21 protein-coding genes are annotated in these 22,471 nt (G+C 60.8%); 20 read left to right on the top strand and 1 reads right to left on the bottom strand.

The features are described from left to right. The first annotated feature begins 8 nt into the window (after positions 1–8). From WCZ84_RS08370 to WCZ84_RS08340, 7 genes are all read left to right on the top strand, one after another. Positions 9–1,607 carry an AMP-binding protein gene (locus WCZ84_RS08370; RefSeq protein ID WP_372685814.1) on the top strand — a complete coding sequence of 533 codons (1,599 nt, stop codon included), beginning with the start codon at positions 9–11 and terminating at the stop codon, positions 1,605–1,607. A gap of 34 nt (positions 1,608–1,641) precedes the next feature. After that, positions 1,642–2,091, top strand: a complete 450-nt coding sequence (locus tag WCZ84_RS08365; RefSeq protein ID WP_372685813.1) for a MaoC/PaaZ C-terminal domain-containing protein — start codon at positions 1,642–1,644, stop codon at positions 2,089–2,091. A 47-nt stretch (positions 2,092–2,138) separates the two neighbouring features. After that, positions 2,139–3,758 carry an acyl-CoA carboxylase subunit beta gene (locus tag WCZ84_RS08360; protein WP_372685812.1) on the top strand — a complete coding sequence of 540 codons (1,620 nt, stop codon included), beginning with the start codon at positions 2,139–2,141 and terminating at the stop codon, positions 3,756–3,758. A 35-nt stretch (positions 3,759–3,793) separates the two neighbouring features. Continuing rightward, a complete protein-coding gene (locus WCZ84_RS08355; RefSeq protein ID WP_372685811.1) occupies positions 3,794–5,779 on the top strand; it encodes a biotin carboxylase N-terminal domain-containing protein in 1,986 nt (661 codons plus the stop codon). Then, positions 5,751–6,557, top strand: coding sequence for an enoyl-CoA hydratase/isomerase family protein (locus WCZ84_RS08350; protein WP_372685810.1), 807 nt, complete (start codon positions 5,751–5,753; stop codon positions 6,555–6,557). The genes WCZ84_RS08355 and WCZ84_RS08350 overlap by 29 nt, the downstream gene beginning before the upstream one ends. Beyond that, entirely contained in the window at positions 6,554–7,504 is a 951-nt protein-coding gene (locus tag WCZ84_RS08345; protein WP_372685809.1) for a hydroxymethylglutaryl-CoA lyase, read from the top strand. The genes WCZ84_RS08350 and WCZ84_RS08345 overlap by 4 nt, the downstream gene beginning before the upstream one ends. A gap of 99 nt (positions 7,505–7,603) precedes the next feature. Further along, positions 7,604–8,206, top strand: coding sequence for a TetR family transcriptional regulator (locus WCZ84_RS08340; protein ID WP_372685808.1), 603 nt, complete (start codon positions 7,604–7,606; stop codon positions 8,204–8,206). A gap of 70 nt (positions 8,207–8,276) precedes the next feature. On the opposite strand, the gene WCZ84_RS08335 is transcribed toward WCZ84_RS08340, so the two are convergent. Next, the gene (locus WCZ84_RS08335) at positions 8,277–9,170 is read right to left on the bottom strand and encodes an AEC family transporter (RefSeq protein WP_372685807.1); all 894 of its coding nucleotides are present in this window, start codon (positions 9,168–9,170) and stop codon (positions 8,277–8,279) included. A gap of 238 nt (positions 9,171–9,408) precedes the next feature. On the opposite strand from WCZ84_RS08335, the gene WCZ84_RS08330 reads away from it, so the two are divergent. From WCZ84_RS08330 to nuoL, 13 genes are all read left to right on the top strand, one after another. Beyond that, a complete protein-coding gene (locus WCZ84_RS08330; RefSeq protein WP_372685806.1) occupies positions 9,409–10,575 on the top strand; it encodes a porin in 1,167 nt (388 codons plus the stop codon). A 297-nt stretch (positions 10,576–10,872) separates the two neighbouring features. After that, positions 10,873–11,232: an NADH-quinone oxidoreductase subunit A gene (locus WCZ84_RS08325; RefSeq protein ID WP_372685805.1), complete on the top strand. Its 360-nt coding sequence runs from the start codon at positions 10,873–10,875 to the stop codon at positions 11,230–11,232. A gap of 12 nt (positions 11,233–11,244) precedes the next feature. Next, a complete protein-coding gene (locus WCZ84_RS08320) occupies positions 11,245–11,721 on the top strand; it encodes an NADH-quinone oxidoreductase subunit B family protein (protein WP_372685804.1) in 477 nt (158 codons plus the stop codon). A gap of 25 nt (positions 11,722–11,746) precedes the next feature. Continuing rightward, positions 11,747–12,361: an NADH-quinone oxidoreductase subunit C gene (locus WCZ84_RS08315; protein WP_372685803.1), complete on the top strand. Its 615-nt coding sequence runs from the start codon at positions 11,747–11,749 to the stop codon at positions 12,359–12,361. 1 nt (position 12,362) lies between these two features. Further along, a complete protein-coding gene (locus WCZ84_RS08310; protein WP_372685802.1) occupies positions 12,363–13,616 on the top strand; it encodes an NADH-quinone oxidoreductase subunit D in 1,254 nt (417 codons plus the stop codon). Positions 13,617–13,642: 26 nt separating this feature from the next. Further along, positions 13,643–14,125, top strand: a complete 483-nt coding sequence (gene nuoE, locus WCZ84_RS08305; protein ID WP_372685821.1) for an NADH-quinone oxidoreductase subunit NuoE — start codon at positions 13,643–13,645, stop codon at positions 14,123–14,125. Continuing rightward, a complete protein-coding gene (gene nuoF / locus WCZ84_RS08300) occupies positions 14,122–15,489 on the top strand; it encodes an NADH-quinone oxidoreductase subunit NuoF (protein WP_372685801.1) in 1,368 nt (455 codons plus the stop codon). Before nuoE ends, nuoF begins: the two co-directional genes overlap by 4 nt. A gap of 13 nt (positions 15,490–15,502) precedes the next feature. After that, complete coding sequence (gene nuoG, locus WCZ84_RS08295) at positions 15,503–17,833, top strand: NADH-quinone oxidoreductase subunit NuoG (protein WP_372685800.1); 2,331 nt, start codon at positions 15,503–15,505, stop codon at positions 17,831–17,833. Next, positions 17,833–18,906 (top strand): NADH-quinone oxidoreductase subunit NuoH, encoded by a 1,074-nt coding sequence (nuoH, locus tag WCZ84_RS08290; RefSeq protein WP_372685799.1) that lies wholly within the window; start codon positions 17,833–17,835, stop codon positions 18,904–18,906. The genes nuoG and nuoH overlap by 1 nt, the downstream gene beginning before the upstream one ends. 10 nt (positions 18,907–18,916) lie before the next feature. Further along, a complete protein-coding gene (nuoI, locus tag WCZ84_RS08285) occupies positions 18,917–19,405 on the top strand; it encodes an NADH-quinone oxidoreductase subunit NuoI (protein WP_372685798.1) in 489 nt (162 codons plus the stop codon). A gap of 18 nt (positions 19,406–19,423) precedes the next feature. Continuing rightward, positions 19,424–20,050 (top strand): NADH-quinone oxidoreductase subunit J, encoded by a 627-nt coding sequence (locus tag WCZ84_RS08280; protein WP_372685797.1) that lies wholly within the window; start codon positions 19,424–19,426, stop codon positions 20,048–20,050. Then, a complete protein-coding gene (gene nuoK, locus WCZ84_RS08275) occupies positions 20,047–20,355 on the top strand; it encodes an NADH-quinone oxidoreductase subunit NuoK (RefSeq protein WP_372685796.1) in 309 nt (102 codons plus the stop codon). The genes WCZ84_RS08280 and nuoK overlap by 4 nt, the downstream gene beginning before the upstream one ends. 7 nt (positions 20,356–20,362) lie before the next feature. Continuing rightward, positions 20,363–22,414, top strand: a complete 2,052-nt coding sequence (gene nuoL, locus WCZ84_RS08270) for an NADH-quinone oxidoreductase subunit L (RefSeq protein WP_372685795.1) — start codon at positions 20,363–20,365, stop codon at positions 22,412–22,414. Positions 22,415–22,471: the final 57 nt, after the last annotated feature.

Raw genomic sequence — 22,471 nt, 5'->3', positions numbered from 1 at the left:
AGGTAACAATGGACGAGGCTGACTTGCGGATTCCACGGCCAGACCAGTGCATCGTGGGGCCCATGCTGGAAAAATGGATCCAGACGCAGCCTGACAAGGTCTTTGTCAAGCTGTCGGCGCGTGAAGAGTATACATACCGGGCAGTCCGCGATCTCACTGCCCGCTGGGCGGTGGGTCTGGCCCGACTGGGTGTGCAGCAGGATGATCGGGTCGTGGTCTGGATGTCGAACTCGATGGACTGCCTGCTTACCTGGTTTGCCATCAATTGGCTCGGAGCAGTCTATGTTCCCATCAATACTGCCTATCGAGGCAACTTGCTCGAGCATGTGCTGGACAATGCTGGTGCAAGCCTGATGGTAGCGGATTCGGCCTTGCTGGATCGATTGCGGGGCGTGGATACGGCCGGACTCAGAAAAGTGGTCTGTTTCGGAGATGTGCCCGACGACCCTGCGTCACTCGAATTCCTGCCGTCCAGTGTGGTCACTGAGTCCACCGACGAGGCGCCACCACCACAGCGGCCTCTGCAACCTTGGGACATTCAGTCGATCATCTACACATCCGGCACGACCGGGCCATCCAAGGGCGTGCTGTCATCGTACGCACATCTGTACGCCATGGCAGGCCCTGAAGGGTTCTACATGCTTGAACATGATGATCGCTACATGTGCAATCTGCCCTTGTTTCATGTGGGTGGCACCATCCCAGTCATGGGCATGCTGTCGCGCGGTGGGTCGATTTCGCTCGTGGCCCAGTTTTCCACCGACCAGTTCTGGTCGGTGATCGATGAAACGCAAACCACGGTGGTCCTGCTGCTGGGCGTGATGGCCACATTCGTTATGAAGTGTCCTCCGGCAGATATGGATCGTCAGCATGTCTTGAAAAAAGTCATTCTGGTGCCGCTGTCTGAAGATGCGCCCAGTTTTTCGCAGCGCTTCAACCTGGATGTTTATACGCTGTACAACATGACGGAAATCTCCACGCCACTGGTGTCGGGGATCAACCCCAAGCGCAAGGGTACTTGCGGTTCAGCGCGCAAGGGCGTGGAACTGCGCCTGGTCGATGAAAACGATGTCGAGGTGCCACTGGGGACGGTGGGCGAGATGATCGTGCGCACGGACGCACCATGGGCGATGAACAGTGGCTATTACAAAAATCCTGAGGCAACGGCCCGAGCTTGGCGCAACGGCTGGTTTCACACGGGGGATGCGTTTCGCATGGACGAGGGGGGGTATTATTTCTTCGTTGATCGCATGAAGGATGCGATTCGCCGTCGTGGTGAGAACATTTCATCATTCGAGGTAGAGGCCGAAATTGCTGCGTATCCGGCAGTCCGCGAGGTGGCCGTGATCCCGGTGCCTTCCGAACTGTCAGAGGATGAGGTCATGTGCATTGTGGCCATCGTGCCGGGACAGACACTTGATCCAGTGGATCTCATCCGTTTTCTGCAGAATCGGTTGGCATATTTCATGATTCCTCGCTATGTGCGGGTGGTCGACTCATTGCCGAAGACACCGACCCAGAAGTTGCTGAAGCATGTTCTGCGCGATCAAGGGGTGACGCCCGACACGTGGGATCGTGAGCTGGCAGGCGTCAAGCTAAAAAAATGAAAGCAATCCAACCATTTCGACCAAGGAGATCACGATGGTGCTGTATTTTGAAGACTTTGAGGAAGGCCAGACTTTCATCACGCCTGGCAAGACCGTCACGGAAGCCGATGTGGCGGCGTTTTCGGCCTGGACAGGTGATGTGAATCCAATCCATACCGATGCAGTCTTTGCGGCGAACACTCGCTTTGGCCAGCGGCTGGGACACGGGCTGCTCGGCGTTGCCTGGTGTATGGGGCTGATGTCCCGCATCGGGATCTTCGAGGGTAGTGCATTGGCCATGCTAGGACTGGATGACTGGAAATTCCTCAAACCCATCTACATCAATGACACGATTCACGTACGCATCACGATTACCGACAAGCGCCTAACTTCCGGTGGCAAGACCGGGATCATCAATCGGCAGTTCGAACTGATCAATCAGCACGAAGAGGTGATACAGCGTGGGCATTCTGGTGTGCTCGTGATGTTGCGCCCAGCCCCTTGACCGCTTTGCCTGTCCCGATCCGGGACAGGCCCCCTAGAGACAGAAATATGACGGTACTGAAGTCGCATATCCGGCGTGACTCGGATGAGTTTGTCCGCAACACACAGGCCATGCTGCATTGGCTTGAGCGCGTGCAGCAAGTTGAGGCCGATACTTGCGCTGCTTCCGAGAGCTCGCGCGCGCGCTTTGAATCGCGGGGCCAATTGTTGCCCCGAGAGCGCCTTGGGGTGCTGTTGGATAGGGATTCGGATTTTTTAGAGCTGGCTTCGCTCGCGGGCTATGGGTTCAGGCCCAAGGACAGAGAAGGCCGCCAGATTGCAGGGGGCGGTCTGATTGCGGGCATTGGTCACATTGCAGATGTGCGATGCATGGTGGTGGCCTCCGATTCCGGGATCGAGGCAGGTGCATTTCAGCCGATGGGGCTCGAGAAATTGCTGCGCGCACAGGAGATTGCTCTCGAGAACAAGCTTCCGTTCGTGCAATTGATCGAAAGCGGCGGGGGCAATTTAGCCCGTTACAAAGTAGAGAATTTCGTCATCGGAGGGCGCAAGTATCGCAATCTAGCGAGGCTCTCGGCAGCAGGCATTCCCGTAGTGACCGTGGCCCATGGAGCAGCAACGGCCGGTGGTGCGTACCAGATCGGGCTGTCCGACTACATTGTGATGGTGGAAGGGCAGGCACGAGCCTATTTGGCAGGTCCAGCCTTGCTGAAGGCAGCAACTGGTGAAGAATCCACCGACGAGGAGCTTGGCGGTGCGCGCATGCATTGCTCAATTTCGGGTTTGGGGGATTATCTGGCTCGGGATGACCGTGATGCGTTGGGGATTGCTCGCCGGATCATATCGTCCCTCAACTGGCTGCCGCCGGATCCCCAGGCGCTTGCATTCAGACCGCCTCGTTATGGTGCGGAAGACCTATTGGGCATCATGCCCGAGGACGGTAAGCAGGCCCTGGACATGCGCGAAGTGATTGCCCGCGTCGTGGATGACTCGGACTTCGATGAGTTCGGCCTGCATTATGGGTCAGACACGGTCTGTGGTCATGCTGCCATCGAAGGCATGAAAGTCGGGTTGATCACCAATAATGGGCCTATCGATCCTCATGGCGCGGCAAAAGCAACCCATTTCATCCAGGCATGCTGCCAGTCTGGGACGCCATTGATCTACCTTAACAACACCACTGGATTCATGGTGGGTCGGGACTATGAACAGGCCGGCAGTATCAAGCTCGGAGCCATGATGATACAGGCAGTTGCCAGCGCCAGCGTGCCCCAGATCACGCTGTTTTGCGGTGCATCGTTTGGGGCTGGCCATTACGCCATGTGTGGCCGAGCGTTCGCGCCTCGATTCTGCTTTTCATGGCCAAATGCGCGCTGTGCCGTCATGGGTGCCGAGCAGGCTGCCGATACGATGGAAATGGTGACGCGCGCAGCCAGCAGGCGCAAGGGCAAGCCGGTGGATGAAGATCGGCTGGCAGCGTTCCGGCAGGAAATCCTTGTTAACTTCCAGAGACAGACAGACGTCTTGGCCACCAGCGCCCGTTTGCTCGATGATGGTGTGATCGACCCTCGAGATACACGCGTCGTGTTGGCTATGGCGCTCAGGATCTGCCGGGAAGAACGATCCCGGACGTTGCGACCGCTCTCATTTGCCGTGCCACATCCGTGAATCGCCATCCCTTTTATTCATGTCGGTAAAAGCCCATGTCAAGCAGCACTCCTTTCAAGAAAATATTGGTGGCCAACCGTGCCGAAATCGCCTTGCGTGTCATGCGGACGGCACGCCGTATGGGGTATGCGGCTGTGGCGATCCATTCTGTGGCCGACGCCGGTGCGCAGCACGTGCTGTTGGCGGATGAAGCAATTTGTGTCGGGCAGTCTGAACCGGCCGAGTCATACCTGAACATCGGGCGCATCATCGAGGCGGCCCTGCTGAGCGGGGCGGACGCGGTTCATCCGGGTTATGGTTTCCTCGCGGAAAATGCTGCATTTGCGCGGGCCTGCGCGCAGGCCGACCTGGTATTCATCGGCCCTTCTGCGGCGGTCATTGAAGCGATGGGCGACAAGGCACGCGCCAAGGCGCTCATGAGGGCAGCAGGGGTGCCTTGTGTGCCCGGTTATGAGGATCCATCTGCGGGGGTCGATGTGCTTCTGTCAGAAGCCTGCAAAATCGGATTTCCCATCATGATCAAGGCAGCCGCTGGCGGGGGTGGGCGTGGCATGCGAGTGGTCAATGAAGCAGATGACTTCGCTCTGGCATTGGCTGCTGCACGTTCCGAAGCCTTGGCATCTTTTGGGGATGACCGCGTCTTGCTCGAAAAGGCGCTCTCGAACCCGCGCCATATCGAGATTCAGGTTTTGGCTGATCGATATGGGCAGGTCATCCATCTGGGTGAGCGGGATTGCTCGACTCAGCGACGCCATCAGAAAATCATTGAAGAGGCGCCGGCCCCTGGTCTGGATGCCGGGCTGCGGGAGGCCATGGGAGTCATTGCTGTGCGCGCCGCACAGTCCATTGGTTATGAGGGGGTTGGTACGCTGGAATTTCTGCTGGATGCTGACGGTTCCTTTTATTTCATGGAGATGAATACCCGTCTGCAAGTGGAGCATTGTGTCACAGAAGAAATCACCGGGCTCGATCTGGTCGAACAGCAATTGCGAGTGGCCGCCGGGGAGCCTCTGTCTTTGGCGCAAGAAGATGTGTGCTTCGAAGGACATGCCATCGAAGTTCGTTTGTGCGCAGAGGACACGGACAAAGACCACGCCCCACAGAGTGGCCGAATGGCTTTCTGGCAAGCCCCTGAACTCGTTCGTGTCGAAACAGCGATGGTCTCTGGGGGCGAGGTCCAGCCCTTCTATGATTCGATGTTTGCCAAGGTGATTGGATATGGACGTGAGCGCGAATCGGCACGTCGCAGATTGCACACAGCTTTGGGCGGCACCACGGCCTTCGGAGTTCCAACCAACTTGACGTTTCTGCGGCGCTGTTTGGCCCACCCGATGTGGATTCAGGGAGGAACTGGCACGTCGTTTCTCGAGGTCTGCAGAGAAGATTTGTCCGATAGTGCTGAGGATGATGCGCTGTTCTGCGCCATGGCTGGCCAGCTGATTTGTCATGGTGGTCAGTTCGAGGGATCACGTCTGCCCAGACGGCTTGCTGTGCGGCTGTTGCTCGAGGATAGTCGCAATGCTTTGCTGCACGATGTACAGGTCTGCTGGGACCGCAATGGCAAGTGCAGGGTCGAGGTGGCCAGTCAGGTATACGAGATGTCTGTGCTGTCCGTGCAGGGGCCACAGGTGCGTCTCCTGCTGGATGGTTGCGAGTGCAGCGTTCGCTATCTGCAGGATGATCAGCGCCATTACATACAGTGGCAAGGTCGTGATGTGTGTCTGATCGATCGCAGCTATGGGGCGTCGGCAGTTGCGGCCACAGAGAATGAGTTGGACGGCATTTTGCGCGCGACTACAAGTTGCAAGGTGACCTCCGTGTTTCTGGAGGCTGGGATGCTGGTGGCGCAGGGTCAGTTGCTGCTCACGACCGAAGCCATGAAAATGGAACATCAGCATATTGCGCCCTTCGATGCGGTAGTGAGCCAGGTTCCTGTGACGGCTGGAGAGCGTGTATCTGCGGGAGACGCGCTGGTCGTTCTGAGCCGGCAGCATGCCGAATCTTCGTCCACCATTGAATAATCTGGAAGGCAATATGAATTCTTTGATCAAACAGGAGCAGGCAGGGGTCTGGATCCTGGGGATGAATCGTCCCGACAAGCATAATGCCCTGGATACGTCGCTGACACTTGCTCTGCTGGAAACATTGCGGGAGGCACGCGAGTCTGCCCGTTGCAGGGCCATCGTGCTTCACGGCATCGGTCCATCATTTTGCGCCGGAGCGGACACGAGCGAGTTCAAAGGGTTTGAAGAGGGGCGTGAGCGCGCTGCCCACCGGGCTGCCCAGACAACCGCTCTGCATGAAGTCTTCAACCTGCTGCCACAGCCCGTGGTGGCCGCTGTCCATGGCAATGCGCTTGGCGGTGGGGCGGGTTTGGCGCTCGCCTGTGACCTGCTGGTCGCGGCTGAGACGACGCGTTTTGGCTATCCTGAGCTGCGTCACGGTATTTGTCCCGCGATCGTGATGGGGAATCTGACGCGCCAGCTGGGGCGTAAGCAGGCGTTCGAGCTGGTTTCAACCGGACGTATCCTGAGCGGGGGCGAGTTGCATGCCTGGGGGCTGGCGAACCAGGTGGTCCTGCATCCGGATGCCTGTCTTCAGGCTGCCATGGCATTGGCAGAGCGCTGGGCTGAGTTCTCGGCGCCCGCCATGGCGGCCACCAAGCGCCTGTTTTATCGCTGCGCGGATGCCACGCTGGCCGAGGCTTTGCAGTGTGGCCTGGACACCAATATCATGATGCGCAGCTTTAGTCGTGAGCAGGGGGTGAATACACGGTCCAGTGGAGATGCATCATCGTGACACATCTTTCGGACGATAGCGTGGTCATTTGTGAATGCTTTTGCCGGGATGGCCTGCAACATGAACCTGGCATTCTGGACGTGGCCACCAAGGTCAGCCTGATCGACCGTTTCTCCCGCATTGGCTTTCATCGTATAGAAGCCACGTCATATGCCAATCCCACGGTCATCAAGCAGTTTGCCGATGCCAGTGAAGTGTTGCGGCTCATTCATCGCGCCCCGGGTGTGTACTACAAAGCCACATGCCCCAATCCTCGGGCCGTACTGCGTGCTCTGGAAGACCTTCGTCGTGGCTGTGGGCCCAATGAGATCAGTATCCTGATATCGGCCAGCGATTCCCACTCCAGGAAGAACCTCAAGCGCAGTCGGGCTCAGCAGTGGGATAACGTGCGCGAGATGATGGTGCTGGCTCAAGGCCATTTTCGGGTGATCGGCACGATCTCGGTAGCCTTTGGCTGTCCTTTCGAAGGGGCTGTGCCGGTGCAGCGGGTCCTGGAGGATGCCCGGACTCTGTATGCACTCGGCGTTCGCCACATAACGCTGGGTGATACCACCGGAATGGCCTCGCCGAAAGCCGTCCGAGCTCTGTTCTCGGCACTGTTGGCCGAATTGCCGGAGGTGATCGCCATTGCGCATTTCCACGACTCCAGAGCAACCGCACTGGTTAATTGCATGGCAGCGTATGAGGTGGGGGTTCGTCATTTCGACAGCGCAATCGGCGGTGTGGGTGGGCACCCGCATGGGCTCGAATATGGTGGCGGATATACTGGCAACACCTGTACTGAAGATCTCGTGGGCCTGTTCGAAAGCTGCGGCATTGCGACGGGGCTTGATCACGACCTATTGATAGCCACTTCCAAAGAATGCGAAACTGTATTGGGTCGTCCCCTCGAGAGTCGGGTTGCTCGCACTGGCTGGAACCCTCTGGCCCAGACCATCGGAGAATAGTCTTCGTCGGTTACTATCTGAAGCATGTCCAGTCTGGCGAATGGTTCTCCTGATCCATGTTGGGTCAGGGTACCCTGTCCAGTAATCGCCATAGCCTCCATGACCAAAACCATCAGTATCCGCGAAGACGTTCACAATTTGCGCAAGCAGCGCATTCTTGATGTTGCCTCTGATCTCTTCTATGAGAATGGCTATAACGGTGCGCGCATCGATCAGATTGCGGATCGCCTCGGCGTCACCAAACCGTTTATCTACTACCATTTCAAGTCGAAAGCCGACATCCTTGCCGAAGTCTGCGGCCGTACGACAGCAATCGTGGCGGGCATTGCGGAGACCAGTGCCGATACCGAGGGTCCAGTCGAACAGCGCCTGCACGAGCTGGTACGCCAACTGGCCCTGGAGATCACCAAGGGGCATAAATACCTGGCGGTATATTTTCGCGAAGAAAAGCACTTGCCGGAGAAGGCCGCCAAAAAGCTGTCGCTCGATCGTCGACGTTTTAATGATGCCATTGCCAGGCTACTTCGCGAAGGGCAGGCTTCAGGCGCTTTCCAGGTGCCATCGGTGTCGATCGTCACGCAAGCCATCACGGGCATGTGCACCTGGATTTTCAATTGGTATCGACCTACGGGTTCGTTGTCAGCCGAAGGTGTGGCCGACATGATGGCTGATCTTGCATTGTCCATGGTGCGCCCGGCTTAAGTTGCTGGTTGGGATCTTGTTGGGATCTTGGGATCGGTTGCCAAGTTCGCTGAATTGGCATCAGGTCCTTTCAGCTCCACACCTTCAACCAGATCGGCAGCGTCAGGGCGGACATCAGCGTACCGATCGACATGGTGGCCGCGACCAGCCGCCCGTTGCCGCCCATGCGTGCGGCCAGTACGTGTGCCGACGAAGCCGTCGGCAGGGCGCTAAAGAGCAGCAGCACCAGCCGTTCGTTGGGCGCCAGTGGCAGAATCCACGTGAGCAGGCACGCCCATAGGGGCAGCAGCACGAGTTTTGCCAGTACCATCCAGGCCATGAGCGGCCCATGCGCGCGTCCGCCCTCGATCGACAAGGTTGCGCCGACACACAGCAGGCCGATGGCCAGTGCGCAGACGCCCAGGCGCCCCAGGGCCACGTCCAGCACGTGCGGAATGGGAATTTGCAGGAAATTGCAGGCCAGTGCCGCGATCGTCGCCAATATAAAGGGGTTGCGTACGATCTGGCTCAGGGCCTGGCCGCCGTGGCGCGTGGCCAGCGCATGCACGGCGCCAATGTTGCTGATGGGTACTGCAAACCCGACGATCACCGCCATGGTGGCCTGCGCACCCGGCAGATTCAGCCCGCCGGCCAGCGATAAAGCCAGGTAGGTGTTGAAACGAAAGGCGCATTGCGCCACCGACGCATGGGCTGCGGGGTCCGGGCGCATGACCCAGCGGCTCAGCCACGCCAGTGCGATCCCGCCGCCCATGACGCCCATGGTGCAGGCCAGCAGCACGGTGGTGCTGCCGAGATCCAGTGGCGTGCGGGTGATAGACTGAAACAGCAGGGCAGGAAACAGCACGAAATACACGAGCTTTTCTGCGCCATTGAAAAACTCGCGCCCATAGCCCAGGGCGTGCAGCAACAGCCAGCCCAGAGCAATCAAAAGAAAATCGGGCAGAATCAGCACGATGACGGACATAAGGACAGCACCCCGATAGGCTGGGCCGGAAAAAAACAGGCACTGATTGTACTCAGCGGAGGTCGAGTGTTGTTCTTGTGCAACGTTTTGGGGTCTAACTGAGCCCGCCATGCACGTCTGGATGGCTTTGCCCGCGGTTTTTTGGTGCAATAGATCCAACTTCCCATTGCGGAGTTGGAAGAGCAGCAGCACGATGTTGGCCTGCTCTGATTCACACAAATCTACGGAGATTTCTTACATGAAAAAGACTCTGCTCGCTGCTGCTCTGCTGGCTGGCTTCGCCACCGCCGGTGTCGCCCAGGCAGAAACGTCCGTGACGCTGTACGGTGTTGTCGATAGCGGCTATGGCTATCAGAATTTCAAGTACAACGGCCCCGATGGCGCCGGTGAAATGCGTCAGACGAAGTCCGGTGTGCGCGGTGACGTCAACGCCGGCAACCGCTGGGGGCTGCGTGGTTCCGAAGACCTGGGTGACGGCCTGCGCGCCATCTTCACCCTTGAACAAGGCTTCAATCTTGGTAGCGGTGAATTCCACTCCGATCGTCAGTGGCACCGTCAGTCGTTCCTGGGTCTGTCCAGCGATGACTGGGGTACCTTCACTATTGGCCGCCAGTACTCCGCCGGCAGCGCCTTTGGCGTGTATCGGGGTCCCAACGGCATGAGCATGGGCGATAACGAAACCGTATTTGGCGGTGTGGGCGTCGCGAGTGCAGACCGTGTCGACAACTCCTTCAGGTATGCCACCCCCAACCTGTCCGGCTTCAACGCCATCCTCATGTACGGCACTGGCACTGGCACGGGCGGCGATACGGTCGGCCGTTACAAGGGCGTTGGCGGTGATTGGGAAGACTACGCCAATCGCGGCAACCGCGTGTCCGTCGGCCTGGGCTACAACAACGGCCCCATCGGTATCGGCCTGAGCTACGACCGCCAAAGCAATGGCGATCGCGATGCCATCACCAACTGGGTCATCAGCGGTGCGTATGACTTCGAAGTCATCAAGCTGATGCTGGCCTTCGGTCAAGACCGTCATGGCAAGCTGGGCTGGGATCCCAAGGTTCCCGCCATTTTCAACCTGACGATCGCGCCTGATCTGCCCAACGTCAACAGCGTGCTCGAGCCCGGCGATCACAGCTTCAAGGCCAACAACTACGCCGTCGGCCTGAGCGCTCCGGTGGGCGGTGGCTCCCTGTACGCCGGCTGGTCGCACTCCAACTCCAACCTGGACGACAGCGATGCCTGGGGTCGGTATGCGGGTAACATCAATACCTACCAGATCAACTACAGGTACCCGCTGTCCAAGCGGACCACGGTCTACGCCTATGGTTCCTACGGTACCAACCTGGGCTACGTCCGCGACCTGAAGGGTACGGAAGCCGGCCTGGGCCTGACCCACGCGTTCTGATCCATTGCGTGGCACGCCACGCAGGATACAGCCCGGCCGGGTGCCGGGCTGGCCAGAACCCGCCGGGGCTTGCCTCGGCATCAAACCACCTTTCGGGGTGGTTTTTTTATGGCTTCAAAAAAGGGGGCGGCCAGGGGGCGGCCCCCAGGGTGTCCGGGATACAGCGTTTCAACAGCGCCATAACAAATGCGTCTGATTTGCATTCACCAGATTGTTTCAGAGCAGGCTCCAGACGGCACCAGGCCGTGCCTGAATGCTACAATCCGATAGTTTGATTGGATGGACCTGAGGTCTGGCATGAACCTTGATCAGTACTTTCCCGTGCTGCTTTTCATCATCGTGGCCACGCTGATCGGCGTGGCGCTGATGCTGGCAGGGCGTTTCCTGGGGCCCAACAAGCCCGACGCCGAAAAACTGTCCGTGTACGAATGCGGCTTCGAGGCCTTCGGCGATTCGCGCATGCAGTTCGATATCCGCTATTACCTGGTGGCCATCCTGTTCATCATGTTCGATCTCGAAATCGCCTTCCTGTTCCCGTGGGCCATGGCCAACGGGGTGGTGGGCATGGTCGGCTTCTGGGCGGTCGCCATTTTTCTGGCGATCCTCACCGTGGGCTTCATCTACGAGTGGCGCCGTGGCGCGCTCGATTGGGAATAACAGGGGGTACGCATGTCTGCTGAAGGCGTCATGAACAAGGGTTTTGTCACCACCAGCGCCGACAAATTCCTCAATTGGGCCAAGACCGGGTCGCTGTGGCCCATGACGTTCGGCCTGGCCTGCTGCGCGGTCGAAATGATGCATGCCGGGGCGGCCCGGTACGATCTCGACCAGTTCGGCATCATCTTCCGCCCCAGTCCGCGCCAGTCCGATCTCATGATCGTGGCCGGCACCCTGTGCAACAAGATGGCGCCGGCCCTGCGCAAGGTCTACGACCAAATGCCCGAACCCCGCTGGGTGGTGTCCATGGGGTCCTGCGCCAACGGGGGCGGGTACTACCACTACTCCTATTCGGTGGTGCGCGGCTGCGATCGCATCGTGCCGGTCGACGTCTACGTGCCAGGCTGCCCGCCTACGGCCGAAGCCCTGGTCTATGGCCTGCTGCAGATGCAGAACAAGATCCGCCTCACCAACACCATTGCCCGCTAGGCGTGGCTCCAGCCAGACGCTTTCCATGACACGTTTAGAGACTCTCAAGACCCACCTGCTTGCGGTGCTGGGCGATACGATCGATCTGGTCGAATCCCGTGGCGAACTGACCCTGCAGCTGGCCCCCGATCGTTGGGCCGACGTCGGCCGCATCCTGCGCGATCACGCCGAACTGCGCTTCGAAACCCTCATCGACCTGTGCGGGGTCGATTATTCAGGCTGGAAGGCACCCACCTACGGGCCCGATCACGCACCGCACCCGCATCGCTTTGCCGTGGTCGTGCACTTGTTGTCCGTGACGCACAACTGGCGCCTGCGCGTGCGCACCTACACCACGGACGACGAATTCCCCATGGTGGCGTCGCTGGTCGATCTCTGGCCATCGGTCAACTGGTACGAGCGCGAGGCCTTCGATCTTTTTGGCATCGTCTTCGAAGGCCACCCCGATCTGCGCCGCATCCTGACCGATTACGGTTTCATCGGCCATCCTTTTCGCAAGGATTTTCCCATCTCGGGGCACGTCGAGATGCGCTACGACGCCCAGCAAAAGCGCGTGGTCTATCAGCCCGTCACCATCGAGCCACGCGAGATCACCCCGCGTGTGGTGCGCGAGGATCATTACGGCATAGAACGGTACTGACATGGCAGAGATCCAGAACTACAACCTGAACTTCGGTCCGCAGCATCCGGCCGCGCATGGGGTGCTGCGCCTGGTGCTCGAGCTCGATGGCGAAGTCGTGCAGCGCGCCGATCCGCACATCGGCCTGTTGCACCGGGCCACCGAAAAACTGGCCGAAAACCGCACCTTCCTGCAGACCCTGCCCTACATGGACCGGCTCGACTACGTCTCCATGATGTGCAACGAGCACGCCTATTGCATGGCGGTCGAAAAACTCCTGGGCATCGAAATTCCGGTGCGGGCGCAGTACATCCGCGTGATGTTCGACGAAATCACGCGCGTCCTCAACCACCTTATGTCCCTGGGCTCGCACGCGCTCGACGTGGGCGCCATGGCCGTGTTCCTGTACGCTTTTCGCGAGCGCGAAGATCTCATGGACTGCTACGAGGCCGTCTCGGGGGCCCGCATGCACGCGGCCTATTATCGGCCGGGCGGGGTGTATCGCGATCTCCCCGACAGCATGCCGCAATACAAGGGCAGCAAATACCGGTCCGACAAAGAACTCAAGGCCATGAACGCCGACCGCTCCGGTTCGTTGCTGGATTTCATCGAGGCCTTCACCGAGCGCTTCCCCACGTGCATAGACGAATACGAAATCCTGCTGACCGAGAACCGCATCTGGAAGCAGCGCCTGGTCGACATCGGCGTGGTCTCGCCCGAACGGGCGCTGGCCCTGGGCTTTACGGGCCCCATGCTGCGCGGTTCGGGCATCGAATGGGACCTGCGCAAGACGCAGCCCTATGCCGTCTACGACCAAATGGATTTCGACATTCCCGTGGGCGTCAACGGCGACTGCTACGACCGCTACCTGTGCCGCATCGCCGAGATGCGCGAATCTAACCGCATTATTCGCCAGTGCATCGCGTGGCTGCGCGACAATCCGGGGCCGGTCATCGTCAGCAACCATAAGGTGGCGCCCCCCAAGCGGGCCCGCATGAAAGAAGGGATGGAAGACATGATCCATCACTTCAAGCTGTTCACCGAAGGCATGCACGTACCCGAAGGCGAAGTCTATGCCGCCGTCGAACATCCCAAGGGCGAGTTCGGCATCTACCTGATTTCCGATGGGGCCAACAAGCCCTATCGCATGAAGATCCGCGCGCCGGGCTTTGCCCATCTGCACTCACTCGAAGAAATGTCGCGGGGGCACATGATCTCCGACGTGGTCACCATCATCGGGACCCAAGACATCGTCTTTGGCGAGATCGACCGCTAAGTGGCAGGATGATCAAGATGTCAAAATTGCTATCCGAACAGGCTTACCAGGCCATCGACCGGGAAACCATCAAATACCCACCCGACCAGAAGCAGTCCGTGGTGATGGCCGCGCTGGCCATCGCGCAAGAAGAAAAAGGCTGGATCTCGCCGGACGTCATCCGCGACGTCGCCCAGTACCTGGACATGCCGCCCATTCGCGTACAGGAAGTCGCCAGCTTCTACACCATGTACCAGACCCAGCCGGTGGGCCGGTTCACCCTGACCATCTGCACCAATCTGCCGTGCGCCCTGCAGGGCAGCACCCGCGCGGCCGAGCATCTCAAGCAGACGCTGGGCGTGGATTTCCACGAAACCACGCCCGATGGCCTGTTCACCCTGCTCGAGGGCGAATGCATGGGGGCTTGCGGCGATGCCCCGGTCGTCATCGCCAACGACAAACACATGTGTTGTCGCATGACACCCGAAAGAATCGATGCCCTGATCGCCGAACTGAAGGAGTCCGCATGACTGCGCAGGCTGTACTGGAAAAATTCGCTGCCGGTGCGCTCGATCCCGATCTGGGGGGGGATGCCGCCCGCAGCATGATCTTTCACGGGCGTCACCTGCAGCCACAGATCCTGGCGGGGCTGGATGGCCACAATTGGGGTATCCAGGGCTACATGGCGCGCGGCGGCTATCAGGCGCTCAAGAAGGTGCTGGCCGAGATGAAGCCCGACGACGTGATCGCCGAACTCAAGGCCTCCAGCCTGCGCGGGCGGGGCGGGGCGGGCTTCCCGACCGGGCTGAAGTGGTCGTTCATGCCGCGCAACATCCCGGGGCAGAAATACGTGGTGTGCAACTCCGACGAGGGCGAGCCGGGTACGTTCAAGGATCGCGACATCCTGCGCTACAACCCGCACTCGGTGATCGAGGGCATGATCATCGGCGGCTACGCCATGGGGGCCTCGGTCGGCTACAACTATATCCACGGCGAGATCTTCCGCATCTACGAACGCTTCGAACAGGCGCTGGCCGAAGCCCGCGAGGCGGGGTTCCTGGGCCGGGACATCCTCGGTTCCGGGTTCGATTTCGAACTGCACGCGCACCATGGCTTCGGGGCCTACATCTGTGGCGAAGAAACCGCGCTGCTCGAATCGCTCGAAGGCAAGAAAGGCATGCCGCGCTTCAAGCCGCCGTTTCCGGCCAGCTATGGGGTATATGGCAAGCCCACGACGATCAACAACACCGAAACCTTTGCGTCCGTCCCCTGGGTGATCAACATGGGGGCGCAGGCCTACCACGAGTCCGGCATCGAGAAGGCCGGTGGCTCGAAGATCTTCTCCGTGTCAGGGGACGTCGAACTGCCGGGCAACTACGAAATCCCCCTGGGCACGCCATTTGCCAAGCTGCTCGAACTCGCGGGCGGGGTAAAGGGCGGGCGCCGGCTCAAGGCGGTGATCCCGGGCGGCTCGTCTTCGCCGGTGCTGCCGGCCGACATCATGATGCAGACGAACATGGACTACGACTCGATCGCCAAGGCCGGCTCCATGCTGGGCTCGGGCGCCGTCATCGTGCTCGACGACACCCGCTGCATGGTGAAGTCGCTGATGCGCCTGTCGTATTTCTATTTCGAAGAATCCTGTGGCCAGTGCACGCCGTGTCGCGAAGGCACGGGCTGGCTGTATCGCATGATGAAGCGCATGGAGAACGGTCAGGGTACCCTGGAAGACATCGAGACCCTGGATTCCGTTGCTCACAACATGATGGGTCGCACCATTTGTGCCCTGGCCGATGCCGCGGCCATGCCGGTGCGCAGCTTCATCAAGCATTTCCGCGACGAATTCGTCCACCACGTCGACCACAAGGATTGTGTGGTCCCCAAGTATCTGTAGGTCAGGACACCCCATGGTAGAAATCACCATCGACGGGCTGAAGATCGAAGCCGAAGAAGGCAGCATGGTCATCCAGGCTGCCCACGAGGCCGGTCTGTACATCCCGCACTTCTGCTATCACAAGAAGCTCAGCATTGCGGCCAACTGTCGCATGTGTCTGGTCGAGGTCGAGAAAGCCCCGAAGGCGCTGCCGGCGTGCGCCACGCCCGTGACCAACGGCATGGTGGTGTATACGCGCTCGCCCAAGGCCATCGATGCGCAGCGCGCGGTGATGGAATTCCTGCTCATCAACCATCCGCTCGATTGCCCGGTCTGCGACCAGGGTGGCGAATGTCAGCTGCAGGACCTGGCCATGGGCTATGGCGAATCGGCCTCGCGCTACAAAGAAGGCAAGCGCGTGGTCTTTCACAAGCCCATGGGTCCGCTGATTTCCGCCGAGCAAATGCAGCGCTGCATCCACTGCACGCGCTGCATCCGCGTGGGCGAGGAAATCGGCGGCATCATGGAAATCGGCATGCTCAACCGGGGCGAGTTCGCCGAAATCACCACGTTCGTGGGCGAGGCGGTCGAGTCCGAACTCTCCGGCAACATGATCGATGTCTGCCCAGTCGGGGCCTTGCTGTCCAAGCCGTTCATGATGGGCGCGCGCACCTGGGAACTCGCGCGGCGGCGTTCGATCAGCCCCCACGACAGCGTCGGGGCCAACCTGGTGGTACAGACCAAGATGGATCGTGTGCTGCGCGTGGTGCCCTTCGAGAACGAGCCGGTCAACGAATGCTGGATCAGCGACAAAGACCGCTTTTCCTACGCCGGCCTGTATGGCGAAGACCGTCTGCAGCACCCCATGGTGCGCGGCTGCGACGGGCAGTGGCACGAGGCGTCCTGGCAGGATGCCCTGCAGTCGGTGGTGGCGGGCCTGAAGCAGGTGCGCGATGACGGCAACAGCGCCCAGATCGGTGCCCTGGCCACCGATACGGCCACGCTCGAAGAGCTCGCGCTGCTGGCGCGGCTGACGCGCGCACTGGGCTCCGAGCATATCGATTTCCGGCTGCGCGGGGCCGGTGCGGCGCTCGATGCCGTGCGCAGTGGCGCACCGTGGCTGGGCATGCCGATTGCCGATCTCCACACGCTGGACCGTACGCTGGTGGTGGGCAGTTTCCTGCGCAAGGATCACCCGCTCATGGCGCAGCGCCTGCGCCAGGCCGCCAAAAAAGGCATGCAGCTCAGCCTGGTCGACGCGGTCGCGGTCGATCCGCTGGTGCCTGTGGCCGCGCGTATCACCGTCAAGCCGTCGGGTTGGGTGCAGGCGCTGGCTGAAATCGCCGTGGCGCTGGCCGGGCTCAAGCAGCAGCCGGTGCCCGCCGGGCTCGACGCCGTGCAACCCGGCGAGGCGGCGCAAGCCATCGCGCATAGCCTGGCCACGGGTGAAAACGTGGCCGTGTTCATGGGCAATGGGGCCGTGGCGGATGACCAGGTCGCTCAATTGGCGGCCAATGCCCAGGCGATCGCGCAGCTGGCCGGTGGCCGCTTTGGGTTCCTCACGCCGGGCGGCAACACCGTGGGGGGCTATCTGGCCGGCGCCGTACCGCAAAATGGCGGGCTGGATGCCCGCGCCATGCTCGGCGGCGAGCCGCTCAAGGCGTATCTGGTACTGCATGCCGAACCCCGCATGGACAGTGATCTGGGCGAGCGCGCCGTGCGCGCGCTGCAGGGCTCGGCGATGGCGGTGGCGCTGACGCCATTTCGCTCGGCGGCCGAAGACTGGGCAGATGTCATGCTGCCCATTGCGCCCTTTACGGAAACGTCCGGCAGTTTTGTCAATGCCGAAGGGCGGGTGCAAAGCTTCAAGGGCGTGGCCGCGCCCGTCGGCGATACCCGTCCGGCCTGGAAGGTGCTGCGCGTACTGGGCAACCTGCTCGAGCTCGATGGCTTCGATGACGACACCTCCGAATCCGTGCGCGACAGCGTCATGCAGGGGGGGGTGGATGGCCGGCTGTCCAACGAGATCCGCCTGGCTGCGGCGTCCCAGGCGGCGGGCCAGGGCCTCGAACGGGTGGCCGAAATTCCCATCTACCGGACCGACGCGCTGGTGCGCCGGTCGCAGCCTCTACAGGAGCACGTCAATTCGGCCCCGCCTCAGGCCTGCGCCAATGCCGCTACCTTGCAGGCACTGGGGCTGGCCGAAGGCGATCTCGTGCGGGTTTCGTCCGAACATGGTGCGATCCAGCTGCAGGCCGCACTGGATGACGCCGTGGCGGATCAGGCGCTGCGCATCGCCGCGGCTTTCGAACAAACTGCTGCGCTGGGCCAGGGCCCGGGCGCTGTCCGGGTGGAGCGTTGCTGATGGACTGGTTGAACGTGTTGAATGACTGGGGTACGGGCCTGATCGGCGATACCCCCTGGCTGGTGGTCTGGACCCTGGTCAAGATCGTCGTCATTGCCGTGCCCATCATCCTGTGTGTCGCCTACCTGACCTACTGGGAACGCAAGATGATTGGCGCCATGCACGTGCGCCTGGGGCCCAACCGGGTGGGCTACCGGGGCCTTCTGCAGCCATTCGCCGACGTCTTCAAGCTGCTCACCAAAGAGCTGATCGTACCCACGCACGCGAGCCCCGTGCTCTACGTGCTGGCGCCCATCGTCACGCTGATGCCGGCCCTGGCGGCCTGGGCGGTGATCCCCTTTGGCCCGGATGTCGTGCTGGCGAACATCAATGCCGGTCTGTTGTTCATCATGGCCATCACGTCGATCGAGGTCTACGGCGTGATCATGGCGGGCTGGGCGTCCAACTCAAAATACGCCCTGCTGGGGGCGCTGCGCGCATCGGCCCAGATGCTGTCCTACGAACTGGGCATTGGCTTCATTCTGGTCACCGTGCTGCTCGTGTCGGGCACCCTCAACCTGTCGGGCATCGTGGTCGGCCAGGATCAGGGCCTGTTTGCCAACATGGGGCTCAATTTCCTGTCCTGGAACTGGCTGCCGCTTCTGCCGCTGTTCATCATATACGTGGTCTCGTCGGTCGCCGAAACCAACCGCCATCCCTTCGACGTGGTCGAGGGCGAGTCCGAGATCGTGGCCGGCCATATGGTCGAATATTCCGGCATGGGCTTCGCCCTGTTCTTCCTGGGCGAATACGCCAACATGATCCTGCTCTCGGCCATGGCGTCCATCATGTTCCTGGGGGGCTGGCTGCCGCCGCTCGACGTCGCGCCATTCACCTGGGTGCCGGGCTGGATCTGGCTGGGGCTCAAGACTTTCGTCGTCGTGTCCATGTTCATCTGGTTTCGCGCCACCTTCCCGCGCTACCGCTACGACCAGATCATGCGTCTGGGCTGGAAGGTCTTCATCCCCCTGACGGGGGTATGGCTGGTGCTGGTGGCGATCTGGATGCAGACGCCCTGGAATATCTGGCAGTAGGGGGTACACCATGGAAGCAATCAAGGATTTCTTCGGCAGCCTGATGTTGAAAGAAATGTTCGAAGGCATGCGGCTGACGGGCAAGTATTTTTTCAAGCGCAAGATCACGCTGTATTACCCGGTGGAAAAAACCCCCGCCTCGCCGCGCTTCCGCGGCCTGCATGCGCAGCGCCGCTACGCCAACGGCGAAGAGCGCTGCATTGCCTGCAAGCTGTGCGAGGCCGTCTGCCCGGCCCTGGCCATCACCATCGAGTCGTATCAGCGCGAAGACGGCACCCGGCGCACCACGCGCTACGACATCGATCTCACCAAATGCATTTTCTGTGGGTTCTGCGAAGAGGCCTGTCCCACGGATGCGATCGTCGAGACGCACCTGCACGAATACCACGGTGAAAAACGCGGCGATCTGTATTTCACCAAAGACATGCTGCTGGCCGTGGGTGACCAGTACGAAGCCGAAATCGCGGCTCGGCGCGCCGCCGATGCCCCCTATCGTTGATATCGGGAAACCGCAACCATGAGTTTTGATCTTGCCTTGTTCTATCTGCTGGCCCTGGTGCTGGTGGTCGCGGCGTTTCGGGTGATCACGGCGACCAAGCCCGTGACCGGGGTGCTGCACCTGATCCTGGCCTTCTTTACGGCGTCGATGATGTGGATGCTCATCCAGGCCGAATTCCTCGCGCTCATCCTCATGATCGTCTACGTGGGCGCCGTGCTGGTGCTGTTCCTGTTCGTCGTCATGATGCTCGACATGAAGGCCGAAGGGCTCAAGCAGGGCATGAAGGTCTATCTGCCGCTCGGGTTGACCATCGGCGGCATCATGATCGTCGAGATGGCCGTGGTGCTGGTGCGCGCCTGGGGGGATGTCGGGGCTCCGGTGGCCGTGGCCGAGGACTACGACAATACCCTGGCGCTGGGTGCCGTCATGTACACCGATTTCGCCTATGCCGTCCAGGTGGGCGGGCTGGTCCTGCTGGTGGGCATGATCGCGGCCATCGCGCTCACGCTGCGCAAGCGGCCCGACTACAAGCGCACCGTGCCCAGCCAGCAGGTTCGCGTGCGTCCGGCCGACCGGGTGCGCCTGGTTCCCATGAAGGCCCAGGTCGAAACCCCTGCCACCCCTGCCGAAGGAGCCGAAAAATGACCCTTGGACTGAGCCATTACCTGATCGTCGGCGCCATCCTGTTCGCCATGGGCGTGTTCGGCTTCTTTCTCAACCGGCGCAACCTGATCGTGCTGCTCATGTCGATCGAGCTGATCCTGTTGGCAGCCAACATGAATTTCGTGGCGTTTTCGATCTGGTCGGGGGATCCCGCCGGGCAGATCTTCGTGTTTTTCGTGCTGACGGTGGCGGCGGCCGAAGCCGCCATCGGCCTGGCCATCATGGTGCTGCTGTTCCGCAATCTCAGCACCCTCAATGTCGAGAAGCTCGACCACCTCAAGGGATAAGCCTACCATGGATGCAAAAAGTCTTTATCTGCTGATTGCCCTGGCGCCGCTCTTCACGGCGGTGCTGGTGGGGCTGTTCGGTACGGGTTTCATGGGCTCGTGGATCACCCGCAAGGGCGCGCACTGGCTGGCCTGTATCGGCGTGGGCGTCTCTCTGGTGGGGTCCTTGCTGGCGCTGCAGCAGACGCTGGATGGGTCGGTCTTCGATGAAACCATCTACATTTGGTCCTGGATCGGGCCTTTCAAGTTCGAGGTGGGCTTCCTGGTCGATACCCTCACCGCGCTGATGATGGTGGTGGTGACGTTCGTCTCGCTCATGGTGCACATCTACACCATCGGCTACATGAGCGACGATCGCGGCTACATCCGCTTTTTTTCGTATATTTCGCTGTTCACCTTTTCGATGCTGATGCTGGTCATGGCCAACAACATGATGCAGCTCTTCTTCGGCTGGGAGGCGGTGGGCCTGGTGTCGTACCTGCTGATCGGCTTTTATTATGGCCGGCCCACCGCGGTGTTCGCCAACCTCAAGGCCTTCATGGTCAACCGGGTGGGCGATTTCGGCTTCGTGCTGGGCATCGCCCTGTTGTACGCCAATACCGGCAGCCTGCACTATGAAGCCGTGTTCGCCCAGGCCGACCGGCTGGCCGGCCTGAATTTCCCCGGCACAGACTGGCACCTGCTCACCGTGGCGTGCCTGGCGCTGTTCGTGGGGGCCATGGGCAAGTCGGCCCTGGCGCCGCTGCACGTGTGGCTGCCCGACTCGATGGAAGGCCCCACGCCGATCTCGGCGCTGATCCACGCCGCCACCATGGTGACGGCCGGCATCTTCATGGTGGCCCGGTTTTCGCCGCTCTTCGAGCACGCGCCTGCGGTGCTTTCGTTCATCATGCTGGTGGGGGCGTTCGGCGCGCTGTTCCTGGGCCTGATTGCCGTGGTGCAAAACGACATCAAGCGCGTGGTGGCGTACTCTACCCTGTCCCAGCTGGGCTACATGGCGGTGGCGCTGGGGGCTTCGGCCTATTCGGTGGCCATCTTCCACCTGATGACGCACGCGTTCTTCAAGGCGCTGCTGTTCCTGACGGCCGGCTCGGTGATCATCGGCATGCATCACGGTCAGGACATGCGCCATATGGGGGGCTTGCGCAAGTACATGCCCATCACCTGGATCACCACGCTCATCGGGACCCTGGCGCTGGTGGGCTTCCCCTTCTTTTCAGGCTTCTATTCCAAAGAACCCATTGTCGAGGTAACCGAAGCCGCCAACGTCTGGGGCGCAGGCATTGCCCATTGGGCGGTGTACGTCGGCTTGTTCGTGACCTCGCTGTATTCATTCCGCCTCTATTTCCTGGTATTCCACGGCAAGGAGCGCTTCGACACCCAAAAAGGCCCCAGCGCCCTGGTGCACGAAGAAGACTTCGACGTCCTGCGTGGCGAGGCCAAGGCGGCGGCAATCGCCGAGATGGCGCATCATCACGGCCTCCCCAAAGAATCCCCGTGGGTGGTGACGGTGCCGCTCATGCTGCTGGCCTTCATGTCCATCGTGGCCGGGATCTGGTTCGTGCAGCCGCTGCTGTTCGGCGATTTCTTCCAGGGTGCCATCACCGTGCTGCCCGAGCACCCCGCCATGGCCGATCTGGCCGCCCGCTGGCACGGCTGGGTGGCGTATGGCCTGCACGGCATCGTCAGCATGCCATTCGTGCTGCTGATCGCGGGCTTCGTCGTCTCGTGGTACTGCTGGCTCATCAACCCGCAGGTGCCGGCCGCCCTGGCGCGCACGTTCGCGCCGATCTACAGGCTGCTCGATCACAAGCTGTACTTCGACTGGTTCAACATGCACGTGATCGTGCCGGTTACCACGGGCCTGGGCCGCGGCCTGTGGCAGGGGGGTGACCGGGGCCTGATCGACGGCCTGATCGTCAATGGCAGCGCCCGCCTGGTGGGCATGACCGCTGCCGCCGGACGCCTTCTGCAATCGGGCTACATCTATCACTACGCCTTCGCCATGATCCTGGGCATCATGGTGTTTCTCACATTCTTCGTCTTGATGGTTCACTGATGGCTAGCGAAATGGCGTCTTCAACACTCCCCTGGCTGACCCTGTCGATCTTCGTGC

It is taken from the genome of Castellaniella sp. (genome assembly GCF_041675725.1).
GTDB lineage: Bacteria > Pseudomonadota > Gammaproteobacteria > Burkholderiales > Burkholderiaceae_B > Castellaniella.
The sequence above is the reverse complement of the archived record's forward strand: the minus strand, read 5'-3'. Positions and strand labels throughout refer to the sequence as shown.